This is a genomic window from Candidatus Poriferisocius sp. (assembly GCF_965208355.1).
Taxonomy (GTDB): Bacteria; Actinomycetota; Acidimicrobiia; order Acidimicrobiales; family Bin134; genus Poriferisocius.
Genome location: NZ_CBDBOM010000003.1, coordinates 3332120 through 3357764 on the forward strand (window position 1 = coordinate 3332120; position 25645 = coordinate 3357764).

The following is a 25645-nucleotide window of genomic DNA, read 5'->3' on the forward strand; positions in this document are numbered from 1 at the left end:
CCCCACGGGCCGTTCAGGCTGAGCGCAGGGTGGTGGCGGGGAGGGATTCGAGCTGATCTAACAGTGACTTGCCGTCGAGGCGGGTGGGAGTGCCGGCCACGAGGATGTGGTCAACGCCGCTGGGGGTGTCGGCGATGAGGCGCTCGCCATTGGCGGGCATGTCGTGGACCCGGCGGATGGGGCCGACGTCGAGGCTGTCCCAGTCGACCACGGTGATGTCGGCCACTGCACCGGGGCGCAGGTAGCCCCGGTCGGGGGCCAAGCCGAGCATCTCGGCCAGCTCGCCGGTGAGCTTGTGGATGCCGGCCGCGGGACTCATGACCTGGCGGTCGCGCACCCAGCGGGACAGGAAGTCGGTGGGCATGACCGCATCGCAGATCTGGCCGACATGGGCGCCGGCGTCGGACAGACCCATGACCGCCCCCTCGGCCTGCATCAGGGAGGTCACGCCGTCAACCTCGTCATTGGCGAAGGTGATCTCGAAGCGGGTCAGCAGACCGTCGGCTAAAGCGACATCGCACATAGCGTCCCACGGCGAACAGCTCCGCTCAGCGGCCACTCCCCCGACGGTGTTGCCCACCAGCTCGGGCTGGTTGGACGACTCCACGATGGCCAGGGTGTCCCACCGTGAGGCCAGCAGGCCGTTGGCGTCGAGGTCGGCTTGCACCCGGGACCGCCAATCAGGATCGGCGTACAGGGTGTGGCGGTCTTCGTGGGCCAGAGCCACCAGCTCCTTGAATGAGCCCATGGTGTAGAAGGAGGTGGGTTCGATCATGGTGACGTGCTGGGTGATGGGACGACAGGTGACCTGCACCCACACGTCGGCCCCAGCGGCCCGACCAGCTAGGTGGTCGGCCAGCTTGGTGCGGTAGTCGGCCCTGGAAGAGGCCGCCGCCGGGTAGGTGAGGATGGACGACCAGTTGATCCGGCGGCCCAGCTTGGGCTGGAAGTCGTATACCCAGCGGTAGTTCTCCCCCGGCGCCACATGGACCACGCCCCGGCCGATCTCGGCGGTTACCCCGATGAGGGCCTCGGTCTCCTCCTGGGAGGCGGCAATGGACGGCACCGGGCGGCCTCCGTCGCCCAAATGGAATCCGGCCCGATCGGTGGAGAACCCCAGGGCGCCGCCTTGGATGGCCTCGGCCACCGCAGCCTTCATCTGGTTTATTTCCTCGGGGGTGGCCTCCCGCTCGTAGGCGTCTTGGCCCATGACGTAGAGCCGCACCGCGGTGTGGCCCACATAGCCGCCGAAGTTCACGGCCAATCCCCGTTGCTGGATCACATCGAGATATTCACCGTAGGTCTCGAAGTCCCAGTTGACTCCGGCTTCCAGGGTGGCCACCCGCATGTCCTCCACCTTGTCGAGGGTGCGGATGAGCGAGGCTCGGTCGGCGGCCTTGGTGGGGGCAATGCTGTAGCCGCAGCTGCCGGCCACCACCGAGGTAACCCCGTGCCAGCACGACGACGACAGCCAGGGGTCCCACAGCACTTGGGGGTCGTAGTGGGTGTGGCAGTCGATGAAGCCGGGGCAGACGAGGCGGCCGGTAGCGTCGATTTCGGTGGGGGCTTTGACGGTTTCGTCGATTTGGGTAATGCGGCCGCTGGAGATGCCTACGTCGGCGCGGCGGCCTGGATTGCCGGTGCCGTCTATGACGGTGCCGCCGCGTATGGCTAGGTCGGCGTTCACGTGTCCAATGTATGCCACAACGATCCCTCGGCGTGGTGGCGGGTCCTGTCACCGGAAGCGGCCTGGCCGTCGGAGCGGCCAGGTCCGCCACCGGCGCCACCCCCCACCACGCCTATCGCGGGAGCCCCCCACTCTTGTTGGAGATAAGGGGGGTCAGTGTTTCGTGAGGTGCAGCTTGTCTCTTACGGCTTCGGGGCCGAGGACTTGGTAGTTCATGGCTTCGAGGATGGTTACGGCTCGGGCTACTAGGTCGGCGTTGGTGGCGAGCTGGCCTCGGCTGAGATAGATGTTGTCTTCCAGGCCGACCCGCACGTTGCCCCCGGCTATGGCGGCCAGGCCGACGTAGGGAAGCTGGCCGCGGCCCAAAGAGAAGGCCGAGAAGATCCAGTCGTCGGGCAGGTTGTTGACCATGGCCATGAACGTGTTGAGGTCGTCGGGGGCGCCCCAGGGGATGCCCATGCACAGCTGCACCATGACCGGATCGTCGATGAGCCCCTCGTCCACCAGGTGCTTGGCCAGCCAGAGGTGGCCGGTGTCGAAGATCTCGATCTCGGGGCGCACGCCCAGCTTTTGCACCTGGCGGGCCATCTCGTAGAGCACCGACGGGCTGTTGACCATGATGTAGTCGCCCTCACCGAAGTTCATGGTGCCGCAGTCGAGGGTGGTGATCTCGGGCATCAGCTCCCTCACATGGGCCAGCCGCTCGGTAGCCCCGGCCATGTCGGTGCCCTCGTCGGCGGGGGGCAGGGGCTCCTCGGCGGAGCCGAGGGTGAGATCGCCGCCCATGCCGGAGGTGAGGTTGAGCACCGCGTCGGTGTTGGACGCCCGGATCCGCTCCACCACCTCGGCGTACAGCTCCACGTCGCGGGCCGGCTCACCGGTCTCGGGATTGCGGACGTGGATGTGGACGATGGCCGCTCCGGCATCGGCGGCGTCGATGGCCGCATCGGCGATCTGCTGGGGAGTGATGGGCACCAGGTCGGACTTGGACGTGGTGTCGCCACTGCCGGTGATGGCACAGGTGATGAAGACTCCGGTCATGCGGGGGCTAGCTCGCTTTCTTGCGCTCGGCGGTTTAGAACCCGGAGCTTGCAATAGATGTCGTCGCTGTTGACGTAGCAGCCCCGGAAAAGGCGGCGACCGGTGGCGGTTTCGAACGGCTCCCGGGCGTGCTGCACCCGCCGGTTGTCGAACACCGCAACATCACCGGGCTCCAGCTTGTAGGTGATTAGAAATCGGGGATCGCGAGATAGCTGGGCCAGCCTGTGGGCCGCCCGGTAGGCCCGGGGAACGTCTTCGGGGGCCATGTCGGGGTAGGTCCGCACCGGGTAGAACGTGCGCAAAGTGAGGGGTGTACCGGCCACGCCCAGATCGATCAGCGGCCCCGACCAGCGCCAGTCGACCTCGGCGCCCCGCCCATGGAACACCCACGGCAGCGTGGTGAGGGCCTCGTAGGCCTCAGGGTCGTGCTCTTCGATGTGGCGGGCAATGGCCAGGCCGTCGCTCATCTGGCTGGCTCCGCCAACGCAGGAGTTCTCGATGCAGTGGAAGAACTGGAAGCCCGGCGGCGTCTCCAACGAGGGTAAGTCAGTGTGGGGACCGAGGCCGATGCTCATGTAGGCGGTGGAGGTGGGATCGGGGACAGCCTCGATGTCCCACACCGGGCCGAAATGGGAGTCGCGCAGCACCCCGACCCGCCGGGCCAATGATTCCAACAGGCTGGAATCGAGCGAAAGCGACCTCAACCGGGTCAACCCGTAGGCCGCCAAGTCGTTGAGCCACTGCCGGAACGTCTCGGGGTCGGACAGCACCGTCGGCCCGTGGTAGGTGACCGGTTCGGACAACACCGTGGAGTCCCACGGGATGGGATCGGGAAGGAAGCTCTGGGGCCGGAACTGGCCGTCGGCGACGTGGCGAAGCCAGCCGGGGTGATAGCGAGAGACCACGTTGTCGTGGGCCCACCGCACCGCTAACGCCCCGTCGGCCTCCGCCCAGGCCTCGGCCACCTGCCAGTGGTCGCCCAATTCACCGGGATCGAGCAGGCCTTCTCGAGAGGAGGGCTCGAATTCGCGCTGTTCGGCCAGCCACCACCGGTAGCAGCGCAACTCGGCACCGTCGGCCCACGCGGCCACTACGAACTCGCCGTCGAGACGAACGCCGCTAAGCGGATGCCACTCGTAACGGTAGAAGTCAGGCGTGAGCGGTCCCGCCATCACCATCAGCGTATACCAGCAACACGATTGCTGGTATGCGCTGATGAGCGGCAACAAGTCCCGCCTGATGGAAGTGGCTTAGCGCCTAGCTCCCTGCGGCAACAGGCCCCGGTTCGATGTTGAGGAACCGGGCCAGGTTGTCGCACATGATGGTTTTGATGTCGGCGTCGCTCATGGCTTTGAGCTGGGTGGTGGCGTAGAGGGCGGGAAAGGGCAGCCCCTCGCTGTGGGGGAAGTCGGAGCCGAACACGATGGGCTCGATGCCCACTGCCTCCACCACCCGGGCCACGTTCTCCTCGGGGAAGGGGGCCACGATGAAATGGTCGCGGAAGATGTCGCTGGGGCGGCGGTCGAGCTTCGGCCCCCACTTGGCCCCCCGGCCCATGAGAAAGGCGTGATCCATCTTGCGGAGGATGTAGGGCAGCCACACTGTGCCCTGCTCAGACAGGCACACCTTGATGTTGGGGAATCGGCCGAACAGGTTGTGCAGCACCATGGCGGCCACCGTCTCCATGGCGGGGCGATCGCCCCAGTAGAGCACCCATTGAAGGGCGTCGAATTCGCCCAGTCCGTCTTCGGGATCCTCGCTCCAGTCGGCCCCGTTCTTCTGGTAATCGGTGGCTCCCAGGTGGGTTACCACCCGGGCCTCAGCCTCGTTGATACGGGCCCAGAATCCGTCGTACACCGGGTCGGCCATGGAGCGGCCGCCCCTCGGGTTGTGGCGGCCGCCGTGGGCATGGCCGCTGATTATCTGAATGATGGTGGCACCCTGGTTGAGCACCAGTTCGACTTCGGCGACGGCCTCGTCGGGATCGGCCAGCGACACATAGGCGGGCAGGAATAGGCGATCGAGGTAGCCCCAGCCGATCTCCTCGTTTATCCAGCGGTTGTAGGCCCGGGTGTTGGCGTAGATGCCGTCGACGTCGTTGGCAAACTCGTACTCCAGCGACAGCACCTGATTGGGGAACATGAGGGCGGCGCCAATGCCCTGGCTGTCCATAAGGGCCAAGCGAAGATCGCGATTGCCCCACGATTCCTCCTGGTCGCGGAAGTAGGCGATCAGCTCGATGCGCTCGTCCATGGTGAGGTTGCGATAAGGATTGAGCCGGGACAGCGTCATCCCCGGGGAGTGGATGTTGGATTGGCCGGCCTTCATCTGGTTCTGGTCGCCCGCAGTGGGCACCGCCCGGGCAGCCACCTCAGCCGCGGCCTCGTCGTCGGAAGCCACCAGGGCTACCGCTTGGTTGAGCCGTGACGGCCGCCCCCCGAACACCCCCACCCAGCGGCCCTGGTCATCGGCCTCGAAGGTGACCGCCTTGTGCCGCCACTTGGGGTCGACGTAGTTCACATACAGATCGCGGGGCTCCACAAAGTGGTTGTCGGCATCGTTGATGAGAAACGGCAACTCGACGTGTGGCTGTGTCTGGGCCAGAGCCATAGCCGCCATGGTACGGGACGGCAAAAGGGGCTCGTCAGGTGTTGTAGCGCCCGGCGTCGTCGTCTGGTTTCCGAAGGATGACGAAGAGGGCGACGGCCAGAACCAATAGGGCCAACAGGGCGATGAACACCCCGACCCAGGCAGCATCTGTGCCTCCATCGGACGAATCGTTGTCGTCAACCAACACTGGTGAAGCAGCAACAGCCTCGGTCGGGGTCGGCGTCGGCGTCGCCACCGCGGTAACCGTTGGCGCCGCAGTCGGCGTGACCGCCGGGGTTGGCGTCGCAGTCAGAGTCGGCACCGCGGTAACCGTTGGTGCCGCAGTCGGCGTGACCGCCGGGGTTGGCGTCGCTGCGTCACCGTTGCCGACGGGAGGAAGAAGCTCCACATCGAAGACGTAGACCGCTCCGGGGTCATGGTGCCTGAAGCGCGTCACACCGTCTGCTTCTCGTTGGTACGAGGACATATGAGCCCCTACGACCAGCACCTCTCCATCTAGAGCGATGGCCTGCGGCTTCCAATCCGAGCCATCTAAAGCAGCCTTGTAGGTAAATCGCCAGCCTTCGCTCGGCCGGTCAAACATCTCGAATGCAATCGGACTTGTCGCTGGCCCGAATTGTTCTTGCAGGGGAGCTGCCACAATCAGCTTCCCTTCAACGGCTACATCCCAACCGAATTGGCCATAGCCGGAACTGGAGCCGGATACCAGAAGCTGTTCCCGCCATTCTCTGCCCAAACGCTCGAATACATGCACTCCACTGGTAGAGGCGACGGCAATCGCGTCTTCGCCCACCGACAGTGCCGCGCCAAATCCGGGGCTGAAGCTGTGGTCAGACGGCACCAACGTGGCGGAATCCACCCAGCCATCACTAGAGGACTCATACACATAGACCGCTTCGTGGCTGCCCACAGCGATCACATCACCATTTGCCGCCACATCCTGGACAACGCTGCGCAACTGTTCGCCTCCTGGATTGATCATCTTGGCGGTCAGCTGCCATTTGCCATTGGAGCGAGCAAACACATGGACAGATTCCACGTACTCTGCTGTGGATCGGGGGAATCCCGTCTCGAATTCGCCATGTCCCACAGCGCCATTTGCACCGACGACAATTACATCGCCGTCAACCGCCACCGAATGGCCGAACCCGCCGCTCAGAAACCCCGAAGATGACCATCTCGCAATCGTGCGGGAGCCGTCAGTACTGACGCCCAACCCACTCAGATCATCAGTCCCGACGAGCTTGGCCGTCCCCACCCATTCGCCCTCAACTGAGGTGTAGATATAGGCCGCCTCGTAGGCCCCCACCACGATCACTCCGCCGTCAAGAGCCACCGACCGGCCGAATCCGCCGAACACGTTGTCCGAGTCGTCAATTAGCACTTCCTGGCCTGCGACCTTCTGGTAACCAGAGGAATCATCGACTCTTCTGAAAGTTTCCCGATCAGGGGGTGCGCTTAGAACGGAGAGCTTGGCCGTCTCGACCCATTGGCCGTCAGATCGGGAGAACACATAGGCCGCCCCAAATGCGCCCACCACCATTACATCGCCATCCACATCTACGGCGATCCCGAACCCGTCGCCGATAAATCCGTCGGACGCGGTCAGGACTTCGGAATGAGACGCCATGGCGTAGGTGTCGACCTGGGCCAGCGATTCCTCGGTGCTAGAGAACGCTGTTGCCCCTCCCGTCGCCAGCAACGTCGCGGTTGCTGCCAGCACCGCTATACGCCACCAAACAGCCACCCCTTGAACCTACCGCCCTTCGATCAATCTCCGGCCTGATCTCAGCAGGCCTCATGGGATGAGGCTCATTTATCAAATAACAAACCTGAGGACGGAAGCGTGTGGCTTATCGGCGGTTAGAGGCCGAGGGTGTCGCGGAGGGCGGGGCGGGGGTTGAGATCGGCGAGGGCGGCTTCGCAGCGGGCCAGGAAGGCAGCGGCAAAGGCCTGGCGGCCAGGGGAGGCGTCTTCGGGGAAGGTGACCACTTGGCAGCTGGCGGGGACGGTGTAGGCGGCGTGGATGCGGTGGGCCAGCCAGGCTTCGTCGAAAGTGATGGGCTGGGCGCCGTGGGCGATGCGGGAATCGAGGTAGCGCTGGATCAGGGCCTGGTCGTGGGCGAGGCGGTCTGCGGGGGCCATGGACATGTTGAGGAAATAGCTCACGTCGCGCAGGGGGGCGCCCACGTTGATGAGGCCCCAATCCAGAAAGCCCGGCCCGCCAGCCTCGGTCACGAACAGGTTGCCGATGTGGCCGTCGCCCTGGAGCACGGTGGCGGGCCCGCCGATGGGGCCTGCGGCCCACGCTTGGTGGAGCTCGGCGGTGTGGTCGATGTAGAGCTCGGCGATCTCGGCAAAGGCATCGGTGAGCTTGTCGCGGTGGTTGTCGAGCCCGTAGCGCAGCAGCCGGGCTCCGTAGTCGCTGCCCTTGTTGGCCAGCGGCACCCAGTCGGCCTCGGCGGCCCGGCGCTCGGGATCCTCGTACCGGGCGTGGAGCTCGGCGAAGTGGTCCATGGCCTCGGCGGCGTAGGCCACCGGAACCCCTGTGCTGTAGTCGGGCAGCGACTTGGCTGAGTTGTCCAGATCTTCCAGCAGCAGCACGAATGCACCGGAGTCGGGGTCGAAGGCGGCCACGTAGGTGGTGAGCGTTTGCATGGGCACCAGATGGGCCAGGCGCTGGTAGAACAACGCTTCCCGACGACCCATTCCGGTTTGGTTGATCTGGGCCCGGCGGTCGGGATCGAGCGGCGGGAGCTTGGCGAACATGGTGGGGGGCAAGTCGGTGTCGCCCTGGTAGGTGAGGCCAAGGCGGGCGTTGGCGTTGGTGCCGGCGTGGATGGCCCGCACCTCCACGGCGGTGACCACCGTGTCGGGATAGCGCTCGGCCAGGTTCTCGGTGAGCCAGTCGGGGGTGATGGCCTCGGGATGTTCGGGCAGGCTCACCGGGCCTGGTCGGCGGGCACCCAGCCGCCGGGCTCGAGGCCCAGGTAGCGCTCAAGCTGGCGGTGCATGTTGATGATGCGGCACTCCTCTCCCGAGAGCCACACGTGGGTGAATCCGGGCTGGTGGAGGCCCTTCTGCATGGTGCGGATGACGCTGAAATCCTGGTTGAGCACGAACCCGAAATCGGCCTGGTCCATGGGCACGGTGACATGCACCGGCGAGGAGGCGGGGGCGTCGGCCGACGGCATGCGGCTGAGGTGGATGGTGGCCAGTTCGCCCTCGTCGGGGGTGGGGCCGGGCCGGGCCGTCAACACGGTGAAGATGTCGGCGCTGATCAGCACAGTGGTGTTCGGGAAGAGGTTGTACTGGCTGAGATGGGTGATCTGAGCGGTGTCGTAGCCCGACAGGTCGACGCCCACGGTGGCCTGATGGTCCCTGATCTTCTGGGCGATCACGTCTTGGAGGGTCTGGCCGTCGGGCACCTCGGGTACGGGACTGCCGCGCTCGCCGTACTCCGGCCCCATGCGGCCGCCTTGGGTGACCACGAACGACTCCCACACCGTCTGATCGTCGACGGTGCGGCCCAAGCGAGGGCTGGGCACGCCGTAGGGCTGGTAGGACACGCCGTGGCGATCCCAGATGCGCTGGGGAGAGTTGACGTCGTTGATGCTGGCCAGCATCTCCCGGTGCAGCCCCTGCACGTGGTAGGTCTCCGAGAAGCCCTCGTTAACCACCTTCCAGTTGCAGTTCACCGGGGTGGCGGTGGAGTAGGTGCCCCGGAACTCGTCGAGGTTGGCCCAGGCGATGTCGTCGGGGATGCCCTCCAGCCAGTCGGCCAGAGGCTCGGCGTCGAGGTCGAGGTTGACGAACACCAGCCGAGCCCAAGTGTCCACCTGAACCGGTACCAGGGGGAGATCGTCGTTGCTGATGGGGCCGAAGCCCCGGCGGGAGGGAATCTCCCGGAGCCGGCCGGTGAGGTCCCAGGCCCAGCGGTGGTAGGGGCAGCGCAGCTCGGTGATCCCGGTGCCTGAGCCCTGGCAGATGGAGTTGCCCCGGTGGCGGCAGACGTTTTGGAAGCCCCGGAGCACGCTGTCTTCGCCCCGAACCAGGATGATCGAGTACTTGCCGAGGCGGTGTTCGAACCAGTCGCCGGGGTTGGCGATGTGGTCGACGGTGCAGGCCACGTGCCACACCTTGGGCCACATGCGCTCGTATTCCAGTTCGGCGAATTCGGAGGAGAGGTAGCGCTGGACGGGGATCTTCACCGGGGCTTCGGCGGCGAGGCCCGAGGCGGTGACGGCGGTGCCAAGGATCTCGGCCTCGTCCGTTGTGGCGATGTCGACCATGGGGACAATCGTGGCACACGGCAGGCGTCAAGAAGCTTGCCCGAACGGCGATCCCCCGGTGTTGGTCGGCCCGCCGCCGTTCCGGCTCAACAGCCCGGCGGCGGTATGACGGCGATCGAGCAGAGCTTGTCGAAGGGCGTCGGCGGTGCCCACGGGTGCCAAGCCGTCCACCAGGCGTTCGAACTTGGCATCGAGCTCCGGTCGGCTCAGAGGGTCGTGCATGGAGCCCTTCTGTCCGTGAACGGTCCGCTCAAACACCTCCCCACCGGCGGTGACCACCCGCACTCTGCCCCCCATCTTCCAGGCGTAGGTGCGGTCGAACTCCGGTGCGGGCTGGAGTGGAGCCACCTTGGCCTGAAGCTCGGCCAGCGCGGGGTGTGCAATCTGCTCCGGCTGATAAGTGGCCGGGTCGCGGGGGTCGGTCAGGAGGGCTGCCGCAATGTTGAAGGGCGCGGAGTACTGCGCGGCCATGACCGATGTAGTGCCGTCCATGCTGTTCTGGGTGGCCGCCTTGGTGGGACAGTCGGCTTCGATCCGGATGATCTGGGCTGGGTCGAAGCCGTGCTCGGCCTGAAGCTCGGCGGTGGCCTGAATCAGCGGGTGGATGTCGCTGCACGCCGCATAGGGCTTGACCGTGATCTCGTCGATCATCCAGCGATTGCCCAACCCGTCGGTCAGCCGATCGAGCTCGGGTTCGACGCCGAACACCCGACAGAAGCCGTAGCGCCCGGCTAGCCCGTCGTCGGCGCCCTCAACTCCCCGGGAGGCGAGGGAGGCGGCTAGGAGCCCGGCCTCGGCTGCTCGCCCGGCATGGATCCGCTTGGCCATCCCCCCGGAGGAGGCGAACTCCATGGTGCCCGAGGCCAGCGAGACGGCGATACCGAAGGCATGGTTCATGGTTTGACCGTCGAATCCCAGCAGGCGTCCCGCGGCCGCAGCCGAGCCGAACACCCCCGACATCGAGGTCGGGTGGAACCCGGCCAGCATGTGGGCCGACGGACCAACGGCGATACCAGCTCGGCCCATGGCCTCGTAGCCGATCAGGATGGCTTCGAGCAGATCGAGGTTCGTCGCCCCCCGGTCTTCGGCCAGGGCCAAGGCGGCGGGCACCACCACCGCGCCCGGATGGCTGATGGCCTCTTCATGCACATCGTCGAGTTCGAACCCATGGGCCGAACAGCCGTTGGCGAAGGCGGCCATGGCCGGTGTTGTGGGCGAACCGGGGCCGTGGGCGACGCCGATCACAGTGGCCGTTCCATGACCCCCGGTGGCCAGCGCATGATCAATGGCCGCCTGCGACCAAGGCTGGCCCGCTCCCTGAATGATGCACCCCACGGTGTCGACCAGGGCATCGGCGGCCCGGTGCAGTAGACGATCCTCGACCTTGCCTGACAGTCCGGCTAGGTCGTCGGCCAAACGGCGGGAAGGCGATTGGTTGTCAGGGGCCATCCAGCGCGTCCAGCAGCAGCCGTTGGAGATGGGCGACGGTGTTCTCGGAGTGGACGTCGGCCACCCCGCTGGGATTCACGATCAAGGGGCCGGGCCGGTAGCCGCGGCTGGCCGCCCCCTTCTGCACCGACTCCATAATGCTCAAGTCCTCCACCACGGTGGTGGTCCAGTCCAATTCGATCACCTCCTGCTGTTCGGGGGTGAGGTCGGCCCGGTCGAGCCACCATTCTCGGATGAGCATGGTCTGGTCGACGGCTAGGGGCACCCAGCGGAACGTGTTGAGCTCCCGGCCGGGATAGCACTGGATGGAGGACACCGGCCAGGTATAGAAGGCGCCATACTCGCCCACCTCGCCATGGCCGGTGGAGCCGGAGGGTTTTGGGGGTGGCCCCTGCGCGGTGTGGTGGATGGTAGATCCTCGGAGGGTGATGCGATAGCTCCCAGGATTGACCGTATTGGTGGTGAAGCTCTTGTGGACGTTGGGGCAGTGGTAGCACTCGTTGTAGTTCTCCACCGCTATCTTCCAGTTGGCGTTGATCAGCTGGGTGCGCCGGGACGACAGCACCCGCTGGCCGGCATCAGGGGCTATAGCCAACAGCTCAGACTCGATACCGGGAACGGTGTCTTCGAGCGGAATCGCATCAGGATCGAGGTTGGCGAACAGGAATCCGGCCATGGTGTCGAGGCGCACCGGGGGCACGCACAGCTCGCCCACGTTTTCGCCCCGGGCGGTGAGGAGCCGCCCGCCGAGGTCGTAGGTCCAGGCGTGATAAGGACAGGTGATGGCCGACAGCTCGGCGAAATCGCTTGCTACCAGCCGATGGCCTCGGTGCTGACACACGTTGTACAAGCCTCGTACTGCCCCATCGTGGTTGACCACCAGCACGCTCTCGTCGCCCACCGGAGCGGTGAACACCTGCCCCGGCGAGGCCACTTGCGAGACGTGGCCAACGAGCTGCCAGGTGCGGGCAAAGATGTGGTCGAGTTCATGGGCGAACACATCCGGGTCGGTGTAGTAGCGACCACTTAGGCCATTGTGTCGAGAACCCACCCTCGTCACCTCAGCTATCTCAGCCCATATCGGCCAGCGCGTCAACCAGGCGGTCCATGCGCTCGGTGAAGTTCACGTCGCAGCGCAGGAAGCGGTCGTCGAGGCCCCGCCAAGACACCGCGCCGTCTTTCACAATCACCCCCCGCTCGAGCAGGCCGTTGAACACCTCGGTGGAGTCGGTGTCGGGGTCGAGAATCTCCACCAAGAAGAAATTGGAGCGGCTGCCGGGCACCATGCGGAACCGGTCCAACTCCCCGAATCGCCCTTGAACGTGGTGGCGGGCCTCAACGATGGTGGACACGGTGCGGGCCACGTGCTCGTTGTCGTCGAGGGCGGCGACGCCGGCGGCGATCTGGAGCTGGCCCATGTTCCAGGTGGGTTTGACGGCCAAGAGGGCGTCGATGATCGGCCGGGCCGCCACGCCAAAGCCGATCCGCAGCCCGGCCAGCCCGTAGGCCTTCGAGAAGGTGCGCAACACAATGAGGTGCTCGTACTCCCGGGCCAGGTGGATGTAGCCGGGGGTGTCGGAGTAGTGGACGTAGGCCTCGTCCAGCACCACCAGCGCCTGGGGGGCGGCTTCGATGACACGGCGCACGTCGGCTTCCTCCAGCCAAGTGCCCGATGGGCTGTGCGGATTGGTGATGAACACGATTCGGGTGTCGTGGTCGATGGCTGCGGCGTAGGCCTCGGGGTCCAGCGCCATGGCGGGCCGATGGGTGGCTTCGTGGGCCAAGATCGGGATGCGTCCCTCCGCCTCGGCGAAGAGGTGGTAGATGGGAAAGCAGGGGCCCGGCATCAAGATCTTGCCGCCGGGCTCGCAGAATGCCCGGATGAGCAGCGAAATGATCTCGGTCTCCCCCGCGCCGCACACCACCTGTTCGGGCTGATAGCCGTAGGTGTCGGCGATCTTGTCCCGCAGGGGCTCGGCGGTCCACGGCGGATAGAGGTGGAGACGGTCGAGGGCGTCGGCGACGGCAGTCTTTGCCTTGGGGGAAACGCCGTAGGGGTTCTCTGCTGAGCCCAGCTTGGCGATGTCGCCCGGGGCGATGCCGTAGCGCTGGGCCACATACTCGCTCGCCAATCCGGGCACGTAGTACTCGGGATTTTTCAGGCCGGGATGGGCGTGAAACATGGGGCCTCTCTTGGAGTACTTGAAGTATCGAGACTCTACAATTCTGCCCAATGGCGGTGCCTGACTCAGCCCAGGTGGTGATTGTGGGCGGTGGGATATGCGGCGCCAGCCTGCTGTACCACTTGGCCCACGAGGGCTGGACCGACACCTTGTTGGTGGAGAAGGGCGAGCTGACCTCGGGCTCCACATGGCACGCCGCCGGCCAGATAACGCACTCGGTTTCCAGCTATACCCTGGCCTACCTCCGCAAATACGGCTGTGAGCTCTATGGGTCGCTCGAGGCTGAGAGCGGCACCGCCCCGTCGTGGCATCGCAGCGGGAGCTTCCGGGTTGCCTACGAGCCCATCGAGGTTGACTGGCTCAAGGGCCAGTTGGGAGTAGCCGAGTACGTGGGCAACCACATGGAGTGGGTGGATCGCGACTTCATGGCCAAGCGCCATCCGTTCTACGACGTGGAGTCGGTGATCGGCGCAGTGTGGACGCCCGACGACGGGCACGTCGATCCCACCGGGGCGGTGAACGCGATGGTGGCGGTGGCCCGCCGCCGAGGAGCGCAGATCAGCCGCCGCAATCGGGTGATCGACATCAGCCGACGGGCCGACGGGACGTTCGAGGTGATCACCGAGCAGGGAACCGTCCGGGCCGAGCACGTGGTCAATGCCGCGGGCTGCTACGCCCACCGAGTAGCCGGAATGGTGGGCCTGTCGGTGCCCATGGCCAACGCCCTGCACACTTATCTGGTTACCGACGCGGTGCCCGAGTTTGCCGACCTTGAACACGAGCTGCCCGTGGTGCGCGATGACTATGTGTCGGGCTATGTGCGCCAAGAGCAGATGGCGGGGCTCATCGGCATCTACGAACAGCGAGATACCGAGACCGCTTGGCCTGACGGACCCGACTGGTCGCTGGAAAACCCCCTCTTCCCCGCCGACTACGACCGCATCGGTTTCTGGCTGGCCCGGGCATTCGAGCGGGTCCCGGTGCTGGAGCCCTTGGGCATCAAGCGGGCCATTCGAGGGGCCATCGCGCACACCCCCGACGGCGAGCCCCTGCTAGGCCCCTCGGGCATACCCAACTTCTGGATGATGGCAGGGGTACAGGTGGGAATCGCCGACGGACCCGGACTGGGGCGGGAACTGGCCCGGTGGATGGTGCATGGCGAGACCGAGGTGAGCGTCCGCGGCTACGACGCCCGCCGCTTCGGGTTCGTGCCGCCCGACGACGCGCCCCGCTATGGGCGAATCAAGGGCGCCGAAGACTACGAGTATCGCCATCAGACGCCGGTGCCGGGGCTGGAGCGTCCCGAGCTGCGTCCCTATCGGGTGAACTCGCTGCACCAGCGGTTTTCCGACAAGGGGGCGGTGTTCACCCAGGTGTACGGGTGGGAGCGGCCCAAGTGGTTTCCCGGAGCGGCCGGGCTGGCCCAACAGGACGTGGTGGCGTTTCGCCACACCGACTGGTTCCCGGTGGCCGCCCAGGAGTGCCGGGCGGTGCGGGAGCGGGTTGGCATTCTGGACAGCACCGCCTTCGCCAAATTCGACCTCATCGGCCCCGACGCCGCCGCGGTGCTGGACCAGCTCACGACCAACAAGCTGCCGTCGCCGGGGCGGATTGCCCTCAGCTATTTCCTCACCCCCACCGGGCGCCTCGAGGGCGAGGCCACCATCACCCGGCTGGGCGACGACCACTTCTATCTGGTGTCGGCGGCCGTAGGAGAGCAGAAGGATCGGGAGTACTTCGAGACCCACTGGCCAGCTGGCGCCCGAGCCGAGCTGAGGGTGCGTTCTGAGGACTTCGGCGTTCTGGCCGTGGCGGGGCCCCGGGCCCGGCAGCTGCTGGCCCGGTGTACCGACGCCGACCTGGGCAATGAGGCATTCCGCTGGCTTAGCGCCCAGAGCATCACTGTGGCCGGAGTGGATGTGCGGGCCCTTCGGGTGGGCTTTGTGGGCGAGTTAGGCTGGGAGCTGCACGCCCCGGTGGCCGATCTCGGCGTGCTGTACGACGGGTTGTGGGAGGCGGGACAAGACCTCGGCGTGGCCAATGTGGGCAATCATGCGCTCGACTCGCTGCGTATGGAGAAGCAGTACATGGTGAGCCGCGACCTCACCCACGACGTCGGCCCCGACGAGGCCGGCCTTTACCGCTTCGTGAAGGTTGACAAGGGGCCGTTCGTGGGCCGGGACGCTCTGGCCGCCCGGCGGGAGCGGGCCCAGTCGGGGCGCCACCCCTATCGATGGAAGCTGGCATATTTGGCCATCGACACTGACGACGCCGATGTCCACGGCAGCGACGGGGTATACGCCAACGGTGAGCCGGTGGGGCTGGTCACCACGGGCGCCTACGGCCACACCGTGGGGCACGGCTTGGGCTTTGCCTATCTGGCCCCCGAGCACGCCGAGGCCGGCACTGAGTTGCAGGTGCGAGTGGTGGGCGAGTTTCGCCCGGCCCGAGTGCTGAGCGAGCCGGTCTACGATCCCACCAGCGCCCGATTGCGCATGTAGTCCAGGATGGAGAGAGCTGTGTCCACCCCCCACACCGCCCGCCGCCGCTACCAGGCCTACGCCGGGTTCGTGACCACGCCCCGGTACTTCGACGACAGCCCCCAGCAGTTTCTGCAAGTGGCCCCGCCAGGCACGGGAGTGCTCCAACGGGTGCTCCACATCCCCGACTATGAGTGGGGACTCGACGAGCGGGCCGCCAACTTCGAGCTGCTGAGCGAGGCTGCCGCGTGTCTGGCCCAGTCGCACTGCCAGGTGATCGGGCAGGTGGGCACAAATTGGGTGCACTGCTCGGGCACAACCGGACCAGAGGAGATTGTCGAGTTCTGCCGACAGCTGTTTGACGAGACCGGCGTGCGGTTTCTCATGGCCGGGCAATGCCTGGTGGAGGCGCTGCGGGCCATCGGGGCCACCACCATCACCGTGGCCAATGGCTATTTCCGCCCCGATTGGTCGGCGGGCATCAACCGCTATCTGGAAGCGGCGGGCTTCAAGATCATTTGGGCCGGCGACCTGATCGACCAGGGACTGGTGGCCGACCACGACGAGAAGCTGGCCATAGAGGCCGACACCCTGTGGGACTATCCCGACCATCTGATGACGGCCGCCGCGGTGGACGCCCACCGCCAGGCTCCCGACGCCGACGCCATTGTCCAAACCGGGGCCGGATTCCGAATGCTCCAGGTGGCCGATGCCGTCGAAGAGCGCACCGGCACTCCGTTGGTGGCATCGGACGTAGCTCTGTACTGGGCCATGCTGTCGGAGCTGGGTCTGTCGGCCGCACCGGGCCACGGCTCGCTGCTGGCCATGCTGGGGGAACGGAGCCCGACATGACCGGCGGTCGACGGATCTTTGCGCTTTGGGCTGTTCCCCGGTCGACATCCACCGCATTCGAGTGGATGATGCGGGTGCGGGGCGACATGACCTGCTTCCACGAGCCATTCGGAGAGGTGTGGTATCAGGGCGAGTCGCCGGATTGGCCCCGCCTTCAGCCCGACAGCTTGCGAACCCCGGGCCTCACGTATCAGTCGGCTTGGGCCACTCTGAGGTCGGCGGCCGCTGATGGCCCGGTTTTCATCAAGGACTTCCCCCACTATCTGGATGCTCTATGGGGCGACGATTTCTTCGACCACTTCATCCACAGCTTCATCATCCGGGACCCGGCCAAGACCCTTACCTCCATGTACAAGCACTGGCCCGACTTCCACATCAAAGAAACCGGCTTCGCTGAACAGCGGGCTTTGTTCGACCATCTGGCTGCCAGAACGGGCACGCCGCCACCGGTCATCGACAGCGACGATCTGCTGGAAGACCCGCCTGGCGTGGTGGAGGCCTGGTGTCGGGCGATGGGCATCAAGTTCATCGAGGAAGCGCTGCGGTGGGAGGCCGGGGCCCGCGACGAGGTGAGCTGGTGGGACGGCGGCTCCTTTCACGAGAACCTTCGCAACTCAAAAGGCCTGGAGCCCCAGCCTCGGACCTATATCGACATCACCGTCGCTCCCCCGCGGGTGCAAGAGGCCTACGAGATCACCCGACCCCACTACGACCACCTCTTCGCCCACCGCCTTCAGGTTCCATGACCGGCCAGAGCGAAACCGCGACTCCCACCGACGACCCCACCCGGGCCGGACGCCGAAACCGGCTGGCCAGCGTGGCCGAGGTGGTGGCCCGCGACCTGTGCGTGGGCTGCGGGCTCTGCGAGGCGGTCACCGGCGGACGGGTGAGCATGGCTGCGACGCCGACCGGTTCGCTGCGCCCGGCGCCGGTGGACGGTTTCACCGCCGAGGAGGAGCGGGCCATCCTCGACGCCTGTCCGGGGGTGACCGCTGAGTCCCGGGCCGATATGAGCCTGCCGCTCGATCCGGTATGGGGACGATGCGGCACCATGCGCTACGCGTGGGCATCCGATGCCGGCGTGCGTTTCACCGCAGCCACCGCCGGTGTGCTCACCGCGTTGGGACAGCACCTGCTGGCCTCCGGGGAGGCCGCGTCTGTCCTGCATGTTGGTCCCGATCCCTCCCAGCCCCTGCGAAGCCGCTGGGTGATCAGCACCACCCCCGAAGAAGTGCTGGCCAACGCCGGGTCCCGGTACGGGCCGACTGCGCCCTTGGCCGGATTGGGCGTGGCGCTAGACCGGGGTGAACCGTTCGCAGTGATCGCCAAGCCCTGCGATCTTGCTGCGCTGCATCGGCGGGCTGAGGCCGACCCCCGCATCGACAAGCTGGTAGTGGCCCGGCTGGCCATGGTGTGCGGCGGCCAATCGCGCTTGTCGAAAACGCAGCGGCTGTTGGACCAATTGGGGGTGGCCGAGTCGGATGTGACGCTCATTCGCTATCGGGGCCACGGCAATCCCGGCCCCACCCGGGTGGAGACCCGAGACGGCCAGACGTTCGAGGTCGGCTACCTGGAGTTGTGGGAGGACGAGGGCACCTGGGATCTGGAAACCCGTTGCAAGCTGTGCCCCGATGCCCTGGGGGAGGCCGCCGACGTGGCGGTGGCCGACGTGTGGCCCGGAGGGGCGCCCACTGGCGAGGACGAGGGCTTCAGCGGCGTCATCGCCCGAAGTGCGGTCGGCGAGTCGCTGTTGAGCCGGGCGGCTGCTGATGGCCGGATAGTGCTGGGAGATGCCATCGGCCCGAGGGAACTCGACAACATGCAGCCCCACCAGGTGCGAAAGAAGGAGGCCCTTGCCGCCCGCTACCAGGGCATGGCCGATGCCGGAGTGCCCCCCATCGCCACCCGCGGGCTGCGGATCGACGAACTGGGTCGCCGCTTGGCGCCGGAGCGGGCCGCAAGCCAGCGACAGGGGGCGGCCGATCGGATGAGGGCGGCGGGCTCATGAGCGGCCAGGGTGCGGCAGGCGATTCTTGGATTCCCGGGACCATGCGGGCGGCGGTTCTGGTGGGCAACGGCGGCCCCGAGATGATCGAGTTGCGCAGCGATGTTCCCGTGCCTCGGCCCGGTGCGGGCGAGGCGTTGATCGAGGTGGCGGCCTGCGGCATCAACAACACCGACATCAACACCCGGGTGGGCTGGTACAGCCGCTCGGTGACCGGCGCCACCGACGGAAGCGGGTTCGAGGAGGCCCGGCCCAACGACAGCACTTGGGGCCGTGGGGCGCTGGCCTTTCCCCGCATCCAGGGGGCTGATGTGAGCGGGCGGATTGTGGCCGTCGGCGCCGGTGCGGACCAGGCGCTGGTCGGTCGCCGGGTGGTGGTGGACCCTTGGATCCGAGATTCCCGCCACCCTGAGCGCCGGGAGCTGGCTGGCTATCTGGGCAGCGAGCACGACGGCGGGTTCGCCGAGTACTGCGCCGTGCCTGCGATCAACGCCCACCCCATCGACACCCCGTTGGGCGACGTGGAGCTGGCCAGCTTCGCCTGCTCGTGGTCGACCGCCGAGCACATGTTGCAGCGGGTGGAACTGGAGCCGGGCCAATCGGTGGCAGTCACCGGAGCATCGGGGGGTGTGGGCAGCGCCCTCATTCAACTGGCCAAGCGGCGGGGGGCCCGGGTGGTGGCCATCGCCGGACGGGCCAAACTCGAGGGGCTCAGCAACTTGGGCGCCGACGCGGTGGTGGCCCGCGACGACCCGGCGCCGCTGGAGGCCGCGGTGACGGCCAACGGGGGGCCATTCGACGTGGTGGCCGACGTGGTGGGCGGCGACCACTTCGCCGACTGCCTCGACGCGCTCCGCCGGGGCGGGCGCTACGCCACCTCCGGGGCCATCGCCGGACCGCTGGTGCAACTCGATTTGCGCACCCTGTACCTCAACGACCTGGAGTTGTACGGTGCCACGGTGTTTCCTCCCCAGGTGTTTGCCGATCTGGTTGGCTACATCGAGCTGGGTGAGGTCCAACCGGTAGTCGCCGGGGTCTATGCCCTGGAGGATATCCACGCCGCCCAGGCCGATTTCGAGCGCAAAGAACACATCGGCGCACTAGTGATTTCCCTGCACTGAGGCAGCGGCAGACGGAAGGCCCGGTGGGGAGACTTCCGGAGTTACGAGCGGGGCTCGGTAATGAAGATGGCTTCGGCGGTGGCACAGATGGTGTCGCCAGCTCTTATCTCGCCGGTGGCGATGTGCTTGCGGCCTTCGGTGTGGGAGTAGCGGCAAGTGACTTCGAGGGGAGTGTGGAGGGGGACGCCGGTCTTGTAGCGGATGTTGATGCCGGCGGTTAGGCCGGTGGCGCCGGCTCGGGTGGCGGCGGTGCCAAGGGCCTCGTCCAGGATGGTGGCCACCACGCCGCCGTGAGCCCGGTGGGGCGGGCCGGAGTGGGCCTCGGTAAGGGTGACGGTGGCCCGCATCTCTACCGGTCTTGGTTCAGCGCCGGGGTCTGGCGGGGTAACCGGGTCGAATATGAGCCGGGGGGCGTGGGGGTTGAGCAGGCCTGATCCGGCTTGGGTCAGGTTGTAGATGGTGCCATCGTGGTCTTTGGCCACCACGATGTGGGGGTCGCGGGCGGCGGCCCGAAGTCGTTCGGTGATGTCGGCCAGGGCGGCAGCGATCTCGGCCCGGGTAGCGGGGTCGGCATCGTTGGCCGACACCGCGGCCACCAGGTCGCGGGTGCGCTCCACCAGCTCGTAGGCCTCAGGCCCGAAATCGTCGGGGTGGGGCAAATCGCCGAGCAACTCGGCCAGCCGGTAAGCCGACGCCGTCTCGGGGTGCTCTTGGTCAGTCATCGCTTACTACCGGGATGTCGAATCGCTCGATGTAGCGGGTGAAGCGGGCCCGCACCTCGGCTCGAGTGAGCCCTAGGTCTTCGAACTCATAGCGGTGATCGCCGTGCTTGCCCGGAGGGGTCTCGGCCACGTAGGCGGCCATGGCGGCTTCTGCCTCAGGGGAAAGCTCCATGTCGAGTTGCTCATAGACCGACTGGACTGCGGCCATCTTCTCGGTGCTCACCAGCTTGTGGGGAACCTGAGCGGTGCGCTCGGGGGGCAGGCGCCCAGAATCGATCAAGTCGATGAGGTTGTCGAGGCTACGGCTGTAGAGCTCCAGGTGGTACCGGCCGATAGCGGCAAAGTCGACCAGGTCGGAATGGGCCCAGCGCATGGTGGCGATGAGGCTGGTGACCGAGGGCAGGATGGCGGTGGGGTCGCGGTGGGTGATCACGAAGCGGGCATCGTCGAACACATCCAGCAGCGCGGGCAGGCCCTGGAGATGGGCGGGCGACTTGAGCACCCAGCGTCGGGTGGGCATGCGCCGCTGCAAAACCTGGAGCACCTTGCGATAGGTGCGGTAGGCGGGGCGCAGATCGGCGCTGTCGTACCAAGCCTGGTAGCTAGGCACGTCGGTGCGGCTGACCATCTCCTCAGACCGGAACTCGAACGACATGGCCGACAGGCACTCCTTGTACATGCGCCCGGAGTACTCGTGGATGGCCAGCATCCCGCTGGCCACCGTTTGGGGCATGACGAGCTCGGCGCCAGCGAGGGCGATGCGGGGGTCGGCGGCTCGGATGTCGGGATCGGGATGGGGCGGGGGCACCGGGCGCAGGAGCTCCCAGCCTTCGGGGGCCCGATGGGCGGGGTCTTGGGCCAACAAGCCGTGCATAACGGTGGTGCCGGTGCGGGGGGCGCCGATGACGAAGATGGGCTGGTCGATGGGCTCGTCGAGGGTGCCGGGATCGGCGGCCAGGTAGTCGCTGATCTGGATGCGGACTTCCAAAAGCCGCAGGATCATCCGCCGCGACATCCACCGGCCCATGACGGTGAGGTCGGCCTCGTCTTCCAGCCCGCGGCAGAACAGGGTGAGCGGCTCGATGAAGTCGTCGTCGCCCAAGACAGCCCGGTCGTCGGGGGCCCGGCCTTGGCGGACCAGGGCCTCCGCCATCAGCAACTCGGGGTCGAACGGGCGACGGGCTTCGTCGACCACCGGCCCGGCATCGCCCCGGTTGACGGCGGCAACCCATTCGGGCCGGGGATCAGGGGTCCAGCTCATGGCCGCCGCACTGAAGGCTGAAGCAAGCTCGCACTGCCTAGAACAGTACGCTCAGACGATGCTGGAAGGTCAGGTTGTGATCCTCACTGGGGCATCAAAGGGCATCGGTCGAGGTATCGCCGAATATCTGGTTGATGAGGGCGTCAAGCTGACGGTGACCAGCCGCAAGCCGGAGCGGATCGAGGCCACCGCGGCCGAACTGCGAGAGCGGGGCGGCGATGTGCTGGCGGTGGCCGGGTCGGTGGGTGACCGGGACCACACCAACGAGGTGGTCGACCGCACGGTGGAGCGATGGGGCACGGTGGACGGGCTGGTGGCCAACGCCCAGTCGTTCCGCCCGACCATGCCGCTGCTGGATGTGGACGAGTCGGACATGGACCTGCTGCTCAATACCGGCCCCAAGGGCACGCTGTGGTTCATGCAGGCGGTTCATCCCCACATGGCGGCTAAGGGCCGGGGCCGCATCATCACCTTCGGCACCAACGTGGGTATCACCGGCGGACCCGGCTACGGGCCCTACGGAGCGGCCAAAGAGGCCATTCGCTCGCTGACCCGCACCGCAGCCCGAGAGTGGGGGCGCGACGGCATAACCGTGAATTGCGTGAACCCGGCATCGGTGGCCCATCGGGCACCGCCCGACGACGACCCCGACCGCTTGGCGTCGTACAAGGCCCTGTTCGACAACCACCCCATGGGCCGCGACGGCGACCCGGTGACCGACATTGCCCCGGTGATCGGGTTCCTGCTGTCCGACGCCAGCCAATACGTCACTGGGGAGACGTTTCAGGTTGATGGTGGAGGTCTAATGCGCCCCTAAGTCCTGAAGCGGTGGCGGAGGTGGGCTTGGCGGGTGGCGAGGTCGGCGGCGTTCTGGGCGGCGGTGACGGTGGGGTGGTCGTCGGGGAGAGCGGCTGCCACGTCAGAAAGGGCAACCACTTCGGTGGTGGGAGCCATGGCCTGGTCGCCGGTAGGCCAGAACCAGCGCAGAGTGCATAGACCGTTGCGGCGGTTGGCGTTGTCCAGCCAGTTGGCGACACCCGGGTCGGTGCCGCACACCACGTAGCGCACTTTGCCGTCGGAGGAGATCGTTGTCTGGGTCTGATTGCGGCAGGAGATGTGGGCGTAGGTGTCGACCAGCTCGAACGTGCCCATCATGTAGAGCTGGGCCCCCCAGTAGTGAGCCTCGGGCACCTCGGCGGTCACGATCAGCGCCTGGTCGGGCTCCAGATCCCAGAAGCAGAACTCGTAGCGGGCCATGGACAGGCCCTTGGACACCTCCAGGGTGCGATTGGTGAAGGTGTTGTCGATGCGCTCGGCCCGGTTCATCACCATGTAGGCGTTCCACCGCTCGATGGAGTCGGTCATCTGCATCATGGCCCGTTCCACGCGATTGGCGAAGGCTGGCCCGTCGAGCACGGGGGCAGGCTCGGGGTCGAGGCACTCGATGGTGAAGAAGGCGGGCTCATCCGCAGTCCAGTCGAAGTAATACTCCCGTATCGACGCCGACAGCACGCCGTCGGGAATGGCCACCGCTCCAGGCTCTTCGCCCCCCAGCAGGATCTCGAAGTCGTCGTGACGGGCGAGGCCGAGATCGTGGGCGGTGATGGTGGCCTTGGTGCCCCAGATGTCGTTGTGCATGAACCCGGCCCGCAGGGCGATGATGAAGTCGTCGCAGCCGTGCATGTTGCCGGTGATGCGATAGCGGCGCCCAGGCTCGATGCGGGCGTGGCGGTAGACGTTGTCGGCATTGGGACCGCCCCACTGGACAGTCAGGTCGTTCTGGCGATTGAAGAATGGGCGGGTGGGGTCGGCGTGGAGCACTTCCCACTCCAGAAACGCCACCACGTTGTCGGCCACATGCTCGAGCATTTCCAAGTCGCCGCCGTCGCCGGTGGGATAGGGCGGGGCGACCACTTCACGGCCCATCTTCTTGAGCAGATCGCACCACTGATCCCAAGCATCGACGGCGGTGCTGATATCGCTCACGACGCAAACCTTGCCAAGAACGGCTCCACCGCGGCCAGAAAGCCGGGGGTGTTCTGGCCGTGGACGTTGTGACTGCAATCGGGCACGGCCACCAACTGCCCGCTGGGCAGGGCATCGGCGAACCGCTCGGCGGCTTCCTCGGTGAGCACCCAGGAGTCGGCCCCCCGCACCAGCAGCACCGGCTGAGCGATGCGCTCGGCTTCCTCCAGGGTGAAGCGGTCGCCAGCCCGGCGGTGCTCGGCGCCGTGGGCCAGCCGAGGGCCGTGGTCCACCTTGGAGATGTAGGTGCCGTCGACCCGCTGGAGCAGGTTGTACTTGACGGTGCGCTCGATGTGCTCTCGACTGCGGTAGGGGTCGTACTTCTGCACCGCGGCCACGAAGTCGTCCAAGTCTTGGAATTCCCGGTTCTCGGTGACGAACGTGCGGATCACCTCGGTGCCCACCTCGGAGATCTCGGGACCGATGTCCACCAGCACGATGGCCTTGGCCAAATCGGGGTGGTCGAGGGTGAGGCGCATGGTGTTCATGCCGCCCATGGAATGGCCCATCACGATGGGGTCGGCCACCCCAAGCGCCTCGCAGAAGGCGGCGGCGTCGGCGGCCATGGCCCCCGATGAGTAGTCGGCGTCGCGGGCCCACTCGCTGTCGCCGTGGCCCCGCTGGTCGAGGGCCAAGACGTGGTAGCGGTCGGCCAATGCCAGGCTGACCAGGTCCCAGGAGTGGCACGACTGGTTGCCGCCGTGAAGCAGCAGCACGGTTTGGTTCTCGGCGCTTCCCCACTCTGAGAAGTGGAAGCGGTGATGGCGGGCCACGATGTTGCGGGACACGTAGGAGATGTCGGAGCCGTGGGCGATGCCAAGGTCGGCCGCACTGGTGCACAGGCTCTCGAACTCAGCGGTCACCGTCATGTCCAGCGGCTCGGCAGTGGAGGCGAACTCATTGAGGTGCATCAGCCGCTTCCCTCCTTCAAATCGGCGTAGAAGTACTTCACCAGCTCGTTGAACACGTCGGCCCGCTCCCACTGGAGGAAGTGGCCGCACTCGGGGATCACCACCGGCCCCACCCGGTTGGCGAAGGCAATCTCGCAGCGTTTGGGGAAGTCCTTGGGAACCACCTGGTCGTCGGGGCCATAGAGGATGAGCGTGGGTGCCTGCACTTGCATGCCCATCATGGGCGGCTCGGTCATGGGTCGGCCGTATTCCAGCTGGTACACCGACCAGCCGGCAGCCAACCGCTCCAGACCGGCAAACGGCTCGGTCATGAAGTCGATGTCGTCCTCCTCGAAGGAGTACTGGGAGGCCCACAGCCGGTGCTCGTAGCAGTCGCGCACGTAGCGGCGGCAGCGTTCGGGGGTGTCAAGGTCGGCCCGGAGCTGGTCTGGGTCGCGGCCCTGGCGGATGCGGTAGTCGCCGGTGGGGCCGTGGGGCAGCGGGTTCAGTGACAGGCCCCGCTCGGTGTACCAGTCCACCTGGTCGACGATGAAGGGGGCCACGGTGTTGAAGAACACCATCCGCTCGGCGAACTCGGGCCAGCGGTTGGCCATGTCCACAATCACCGCGCCGCCCACGTCGCCGCCCAATAGCCCGACCCGCTCGTGGCCGAGCACGTCGTGAACCAGGGTGTGGATGTCACGGGAGTACAGCACCAGGTCGTACTGGTCGTCGTCTGACAGGTCGGAATCGCCGTAACCCCGCAGGTCGGGCACGATCACCTCGTAGCCAGCCTCGGCCAGCGGGATGATGTTGCGCCACCAGATGCGCTTGGTCTCGGGATAGCCGTGGACCAGCACCAAGGGGTAGCCGCCCTCTCCCTCCCGGATGTAGGCCAGCGACAGGTCGCCATCGACCGGAGCCCGCTGGATGGCAAAGGCATCGGCGGGTGGAGTGGGGGGCTGATCGGGTCGGATGGGAGGCACGGTCTGGCAGCCTATTCGCTCTCGCTCTTATGCCTTACAGC

Annotated in this window: 21 protein-coding genes; 6 read left to right on the plus strand and 15 right to left on the minus strand. The window is 66.6% G+C overall.

Translation table 11 applies throughout. From position 1 onward, the window contains the following. Window positions 1–13 precede the first annotated feature (13 nt). The 10 genes from ACOGXH_RS16745 to hisC all read right to left on the minus strand — a co-directional run bounded on the left by ACOGXH_RS16745 (window position 14) and on the right by hisC (window position 13262). Window positions 14–1687 (minus strand): N-acyl-D-amino-acid deacylase family protein, encoded by a 1674-nt coding sequence (locus ACOGXH_RS16745; RefSeq protein ID WP_419930226.1) that lies wholly within the window; start codon window positions 1685–1687, stop codon window positions 14–16. 153 nt (window positions 1688–1840) lie between these two features. Continuing rightward, window positions 1841–2728 carry a 3-keto-5-aminohexanoate cleavage protein gene (locus tag ACOGXH_RS16750; protein ID WP_419930227.1) on the minus strand — a complete coding sequence of 296 codons (888 nt, stop codon included), beginning with the start codon at window positions 2726–2728 and terminating at the stop codon, window positions 1841–1843. Beyond that, entirely contained in the window at window positions 2725–3900 is a 1176-nt protein-coding gene (locus tag ACOGXH_RS16755) for a TauD/TfdA family dioxygenase (RefSeq protein ID WP_419930228.1), read from the minus strand. Before ACOGXH_RS16755 ends, ACOGXH_RS16750 begins: the two co-directional genes overlap by 4 nt. A gap of 85 nt (window positions 3901–3985) precedes the next feature. Then, complete coding sequence (locus tag ACOGXH_RS16760; protein ID WP_419930229.1) at window positions 3986–5338, minus strand: amidohydrolase family protein; 1353 nt, start codon at window positions 5336–5338, stop codon at window positions 3986–3988. A gap of 34 nt (window positions 5339–5372) precedes the next feature. Further along, complete coding sequence (locus tag ACOGXH_RS16765) at window positions 5373–7085, minus strand: hypothetical protein (RefSeq protein WP_419930230.1); 1713 nt, start codon at window positions 7083–7085, stop codon at window positions 5373–5375. 116 nt (window positions 7086–7201) lie between these two features. Beyond that, on the minus strand, window positions 7202–8284 hold the full coding sequence (locus ACOGXH_RS16770; protein WP_419930231.1) for a phosphotransferase family protein: 1083 nt from the start codon (window positions 8282–8284) through the stop codon (window positions 7202–7204). After that, the gene (locus ACOGXH_RS16775; RefSeq protein ID WP_419930232.1) at window positions 8281–9630 is read right to left on the minus strand and encodes an aromatic ring-hydroxylating oxygenase subunit alpha; all 1350 of its coding nucleotides are present in this window, start codon (window positions 9628–9630) and stop codon (window positions 8281–8283) included. Before ACOGXH_RS16775 ends, ACOGXH_RS16770 begins: the two co-directional genes overlap by 4 nt. A 27-nt stretch (window positions 9631–9657) precedes the next feature. Continuing rightward, complete coding sequence (locus ACOGXH_RS16780; protein ID WP_419930233.1) at window positions 9658–11079, minus strand: MmgE/PrpD family protein; 1422 nt, start codon at window positions 11077–11079, stop codon at window positions 9658–9660. Further along, on the minus strand, window positions 11069–12130 hold the full coding sequence (locus tag ACOGXH_RS16785) for an aromatic ring-hydroxylating oxygenase subunit alpha (protein WP_419930234.1): 1062 nt from the start codon (window positions 12128–12130) through the stop codon (window positions 11069–11071). The genes ACOGXH_RS16780 and ACOGXH_RS16785 overlap by 11 nt, the downstream gene beginning before the upstream one ends. 19 nt (window positions 12131–12149) lie before the next feature. Beyond that, entirely contained in the window at window positions 12150–13262 is a 1113-nt protein-coding gene (gene hisC / locus ACOGXH_RS16790) for a histidinol-phosphate transaminase (RefSeq protein ID WP_419930235.1), read from the minus strand. Between the two features lie 50 nt (window positions 13263–13312). Between hisC and ACOGXH_RS16795 the strand changes: the two genes are divergently transcribed. From ACOGXH_RS16795 to ACOGXH_RS16815, 5 genes are read left to right on the plus strand one after another with little or no spacing between them, the layout of a single operon-like run. Then, on the plus strand, window positions 13313–15763 hold the full coding sequence (locus tag ACOGXH_RS16795) for an FAD-dependent oxidoreductase (protein WP_419930236.1): 2451 nt from the start codon (window positions 13313–13315) through the stop codon (window positions 15761–15763). 6 nt (window positions 15764–15769) lie between these two features. After that, complete coding sequence (locus tag ACOGXH_RS16800) at window positions 15770–16594, plus strand: hypothetical protein (protein ID WP_419930237.1); 825 nt, start codon at window positions 15770–15772, stop codon at window positions 16592–16594. Next, window positions 16591–17340, plus strand: coding sequence for a sulfotransferase family protein (locus ACOGXH_RS16805; RefSeq protein WP_419930238.1), 750 nt, complete (start codon window positions 16591–16593; stop codon window positions 17338–17340). The genes ACOGXH_RS16800 and ACOGXH_RS16805 overlap by 4 nt, the downstream gene beginning before the upstream one ends. Further along, window positions 17337–18602 carry a Coenzyme F420 hydrogenase/dehydrogenase, beta subunit C-terminal domain gene (locus ACOGXH_RS16810; protein WP_419930239.1) on the plus strand — a complete coding sequence of 422 codons (1266 nt, stop codon included), beginning with the start codon at window positions 17337–17339 and terminating at the stop codon, window positions 18600–18602. The genes ACOGXH_RS16805 and ACOGXH_RS16810 overlap by 4 nt, the downstream gene beginning before the upstream one ends. Next, window positions 18599–19720: an alcohol dehydrogenase family protein gene (locus ACOGXH_RS16815; RefSeq protein WP_419930240.1), complete on the plus strand. Its 1122-nt coding sequence runs from the start codon at window positions 18599–18601 to the stop codon at window positions 19718–19720. The genes ACOGXH_RS16810 and ACOGXH_RS16815 overlap by 4 nt, the downstream gene beginning before the upstream one ends. A gap of 41 nt (window positions 19721–19761) precedes the next feature. Here ACOGXH_RS16815 and ACOGXH_RS16820 read toward each other — a convergent pair whose 3' ends face one another. After that, a complete protein-coding gene (locus ACOGXH_RS16820) occupies window positions 19762–20442 on the minus strand; it encodes a PaaI family thioesterase (protein ID WP_419930241.1) in 681 nt (226 codons plus the stop codon). After that, on the minus strand, window positions 20435–21703 hold the full coding sequence (locus tag ACOGXH_RS16825; RefSeq protein ID WP_419930242.1) for a sulfotransferase family protein: 1269 nt from the start codon (window positions 21701–21703) through the stop codon (window positions 20435–20437). Before ACOGXH_RS16825 ends, ACOGXH_RS16820 begins: the two co-directional genes overlap by 8 nt. A gap of 58 nt (window positions 21704–21761) precedes the next feature. On the opposite strand from ACOGXH_RS16825, the gene ACOGXH_RS16830 reads away from it, so the two are divergent. After that, complete coding sequence (locus tag ACOGXH_RS16830) at window positions 21762–22520, plus strand: SDR family NAD(P)-dependent oxidoreductase (protein ID WP_419930243.1); 759 nt, start codon at window positions 21762–21764, stop codon at window positions 22518–22520. Here the strand turns inward: ACOGXH_RS16830 and ACOGXH_RS16835 are convergent. From ACOGXH_RS16835 to ACOGXH_RS16845, 3 genes are read right to left on the minus strand one after another with little or no spacing between them, the layout of a single operon-like run. Then, complete coding sequence (locus tag ACOGXH_RS16835; protein WP_419930244.1) at window positions 22517–23689, minus strand: hypothetical protein; 1173 nt, start codon at window positions 23687–23689, stop codon at window positions 22517–22519. The genes ACOGXH_RS16830 and ACOGXH_RS16835 overlap by 4 nt on opposite strands. Further along, window positions 23686–24639: an alpha/beta fold hydrolase gene (locus tag ACOGXH_RS16840; RefSeq protein ID WP_419930245.1), complete on the minus strand. Its 954-nt coding sequence runs from the start codon at window positions 24637–24639 to the stop codon at window positions 23686–23688. Before ACOGXH_RS16840 ends, ACOGXH_RS16835 begins: the two co-directional genes overlap by 4 nt. Beyond that, window positions 24639–25604 carry an alpha/beta fold hydrolase gene (locus ACOGXH_RS16845; protein ID WP_419930246.1) on the minus strand — a complete coding sequence of 322 codons (966 nt, stop codon included), beginning with the start codon at window positions 25602–25604 and terminating at the stop codon, window positions 24639–24641. The genes ACOGXH_RS16840 and ACOGXH_RS16845 overlap by 1 nt, the downstream gene beginning before the upstream one ends. Window positions 25605–25645: the final 41 nt, after the last annotated feature.